The sequence below is a fragment of the Frankia sp. AiPs1 genome, assembly GCF_023716945.1.
GTDB lineage: Bacteria > Actinomycetota > Actinomycetes > Frankiales > Frankiaceae > Frankia.
Genome location: NZ_JAMQQF010000633.1, coordinates 1 through 3,315, shown reverse-complemented (window position 1 = coordinate 3,315; position 3,315 = coordinate 1). Strand labels below are relative to the sequence as shown.

At 72.7% G+C, this 3,315-nt stretch carries 4 protein-coding genes and 1 pseudogene; 3 read left to right on the top strand and 2 right to left on the bottom strand.

The window, feature by feature from the left end:
- Nucleotides 1–192: pseudogene (locus ND748_RS28600) on the bottom strand (hypothetical protein); the annotation flags it as partial.
- Between the two features lie 30 nt (nucleotides 193–222).
- On the opposite strand from ND748_RS28600, the gene ND748_RS28595 reads away from it, so the two are divergent.
- Nucleotides 223–1,461 carry a site-specific tyrosine recombinase XerD gene (locus tag ND748_RS28595; RefSeq protein WP_251749295.1) on the top strand — a complete coding sequence of 413 codons (1,239 nt, stop codon included), beginning with the start codon at nucleotides 223–225 and terminating at the stop codon, nucleotides 1,459–1,461.
- Nucleotides 1,462–1,489: 28 nt separating this feature from the next.
- Here the strand turns inward: ND748_RS28595 and ND748_RS28590 are convergent, their stop codons facing one another.
- Nucleotides 1,490–1,708, bottom strand: a complete 219-nt coding sequence (locus tag ND748_RS28590) for a hypothetical protein (RefSeq protein WP_009742848.1) — start codon at nucleotides 1,706–1,708, stop codon at nucleotides 1,490–1,492.
- Between the two features lie 453 nt (nucleotides 1,709–2,161).
- Here ND748_RS28590 and npdG point away from each other — a divergent pair, with 453 nt between their 5' ends.
- Nucleotides 2,162–2,845: an NADPH-dependent F420 reductase gene (npdG, locus tag ND748_RS28585; RefSeq protein ID WP_251749294.1), complete on the top strand. Its 684-nt coding sequence runs from the start codon at nucleotides 2,162–2,164 to the stop codon at nucleotides 2,843–2,845.
- A gap of 15 nt (nucleotides 2,846–2,860) precedes the next feature.
- A partial coding sequence (locus ND748_RS28580) for a helical backbone metal receptor (protein ID WP_251749293.1) occupies nucleotides 2,861–3,315 on the top strand: 455 nt, incomplete at its 3' end.

Below are 3,315 nucleotides of genomic sequence, written 5' to 3'. Positions count from 1 at the left end.
CGGGTTGCCGGTGGATGGGTTGCCGGCGGCCGCCGCGCCAGGGCGGGCGGGGACGGCCGCACCGGCCGGCTCGTGGCCGCCGCCGCAGGCCGTGAGTAGGCCCGCTCCGGACAGGACGGCCAGTGCCGTGACGGCGGTGATGACGACCCCCAGCCATGCGGCGTAGCGTGACGATTCGGCGTCCGTCCGCACAAGTCGCCAGAATAGCCGCAGGAGCCCGGCATGTGGATAGGCGCCAACGGAGAACGGCGCGCAGGTCCTACTATCAGTTCGATGATGGAAGTCGCCGACGGCGACCGGGCATTCCGGCTGCACCCACCCGCCGCGGCGGGCGGGCCGGTCGAGGCGGTGCGGCTGGGTTCGTCGCCCGTCGGCAGCGGGCCCGCCCGGGCCCTCGATCATCCGGTGCCCGCGCAGCGGGGCACGCCCGGGAACGTCATCGCGCGTTATCTCCATCATCTGGAGGGCGAACGGGGACTCGCCCAGAATTCCGTCCTTGCCTACCGTCGTGATCTGCGCCGCTACCTGAACCACCTGTCGGCGCAGGGCCTGTGCTCGTTGGACGCGGTCGGTGAGGCAGAGGTTGCCGGCTTCGCCGCCGCGTTGCGTACGGGAGACGAGACCCATCCGCCGCTCGCCGCGGCATCGGTGGCGCGGATGCTCGTCGCGGTGCGCTCGCTGCACCGCTTCGCCGCCGAGGAGGGGGATGTCAGCGAGGACGTGTCCCGCCCGGTGCGACCGCCGACGCCGCCCCGCAAGCTGCCCAAGGCGCTCTCCGTCGACCAGGTGACGGCGGTGCTCGCCGCGGCCGCGGGCACCCCGCAGGCGGGGGTGGCGGGGGTGGCAGACCGGGTTGGCGATTTCGCGCCGGTGCCGGTCGAACCCGCCGAGGCGGTCCGCCGGCTGCGCGCCACGGCACTGTTGGAGCTGCTCTACGGGACCGGAGCGCGGATCTCCGAGGCGGTCGGGCTGGCCGTCGACGATCTCGATCTGGAGGCCGCGGCGGTGCGGCTGCACGGCAAGGGCGGCCGGGACCGGATCGTTCCCCTGGGCCGGTGCGCCGTCGCCGCGCTCGCGGACTATCTGCGGCTGGGCCGGCCGAGCCTCGCGGGGCCCCGGTCGGGGGCGGCGGTCTTTCTTTCCCGGCGCGGCAACCGGCTGTCCCGGCAGAGTGCGTGGACGGTGTTGCGGACCGCGGCCGCCCAGGCCGGGGTCGACGGTGTCTCACCGCATGTGCTGCGGCATTCCTTCGCCACCCACCTGCTCGACGGGGGCGCAGACGTCCGGGTCGTCCAGGAGCTGCTGGGCCACGCCTCGGTCAGCACCACCCAGATCTACACCCTGGTGACGGTGGATCGGCTGCGGGAGGTGTATGCGACGTCACATCCCCGGGCGCTGAGCGCGGGCCCGCCTGCCGCCGCTGGCGGTGGCTGGATTCCCGGGCACCCGGCCGGTGGATGAGGGACCCAACCTGCGTCGCTACGGCGGCTCAGGACGGGGTGTAGGGCCCCAGGCTCGGCATGCCGTTCGACGGCGCCGACGTCGGCACCCCGCCAACTCCGCCGACCGCCTGCGTGCTGCGCTCGGCGAGAGTCTCGCCCACCTTGCGTGCGATCGCTTCCATCAGGCGCAGCGCCTGCGGCAGCGACAGGTTCAGCACCACTTCGCTGTCGTTCGTCATCGCGAAGCGAACCGATACGTCCGCCATTGCTCGACCTCTCTCGCCTGATTCGGAAGATCTGCTCGATGCGTGTGGAACGGAACGGTACGGCCCATCTGGGACCAATGCACGCCCGGGGTTGCCGTGTGCGCCACCGGTATCGCTCGGCGTATGCACTCGCTCACCTACGGTGGTGGTCCAGGTGTTGTAGCTGTCAGTCACGCGCGCTGCTCCTCTGCCGGTAGCGACGTGTGTGGGCCCCGTCGGGTCCGGCCGAAGTCCCGGCCGGTTGGGGGCGGGCGAAGCAAAAACGTAGCTGTCCCGTTGTTCATGCATAGTCCCTCATTGCCCCCGGCTGTCCGCGAGGGGGTGGGCTCGTGGCCGGGCGTCGCGCCGGAGGGTGAACGTCCCGGTTCCCACCGTTCGGCAATGGTCCGGGCACGGATTCACGGCTGGTTATGGATTCGCGCGGCGAACGGCCCGGTCGGGCAGGATGGCAGGGTGACTTCGACTGACCGCGTCCTCCCGGACGTCCCCGCACTGACGATCGGCATCCTCGGCGGCTCAGGGCCGCAGGGTGGCGGCCTGGGCCTGCGCTTTGCCGCAGCCGGCCACCTCGTCCTGATCGGTTCCCGATCAACCGAGCGCGGCCAGGAGGCGGCGGCCAAGCTTGCCGGCCCCGGGCGTCGCATCGAGGGCGCGGACAACGCCACCGTCGCGCAGCGTGCCGACGTCGTGATCATCGCCGTCCCGTGGGACGGTCACCGGGAGACGCTCGAGGCGCTGCGGGAGCCGCTCGCCGGGAAGATCGTCATCGACTGCGTCAACCCGATGGGCTTCGACAAGGGCGGCGCCTTCGCGCTGCCGGTGCCCGAGGGCAGCGCTGCCCAGCAGGCCGCCGCCGTCCTGCCGGACAGCACCGTCGTCGGCGCCTTCCACCACGTCTCCGCCGTGCTGCTGGCCGACGAGTCGGTCGCGAAGATCGACACCGACATTCTCGTGCTCGGGGACGACCGGGCCGCCACCGACCTGGTCGCCGCGCTCGCCGAGCGCATCCCCGGGATGCGCGGCATCTACGCCGGCAAACTGCGCAACGCCGGCCAGGTCGAGGCGCTGACCGCGAACCTGATCTCGGTCAATCGCCGGTACAAGTCGCACGCCGGCCTGCGCATCACCGACGTCTGAACCACCGCGCGGGCGATGCGGACAGGGCCCCACCCGGGCGCACCTGACGGTGCTGGCCTGGGCTACGACGACCTCGGCCACCCGGTGCGGATTCCCGCATCGGTGGGCCGGGTGGTCTCGCTCGTGCCCAGCCTGACCGAGTCGATCGCGCTGAGCGCGCCGGGCCTGCTGGTGGGGGCGACCGACTGGTGCAGCCATCCGCCGGGACTCACGGTGGCCCGGGTGCGCGGAACCAAGAATCCGGACGTCGACGCGGTCATCGCGCTCGCCCCGGATCTGGTCTGCGCCAACGCCGAGGAGAACCGCGAGTCCGACCTCGCCGCCCTGCGCGCGGCTGGGCTGGCGGTGTGGGTGACGGCGCCGAGCACCGTCGAGGCGGCCCTGGACAGCCTCGACCGGATGCTGCGGCTGGCCTGCGGCCTGCCGCGCCCCGCCTGGCTCGACGCCGCCCAGACGGCCTGGGCCGACAC

What these genes read in the sequence shown, in the direction of transcription:
- ND748_RS28595 (WP_251749295.1), top strand. Translation starts at nt 223, where the DNA reads ATGTGGATAGGCGCCAACGGAGAACGGCGCGCAGGTCCTACTATCAGT.
- ND748_RS28590 (WP_009742848.1), bottom strand. Translation starts at nt 1,708, where the DNA reads ATGGCGGACGTATCGGTTCGCTTCGCGATGACGAACGACAGCGAAGTG.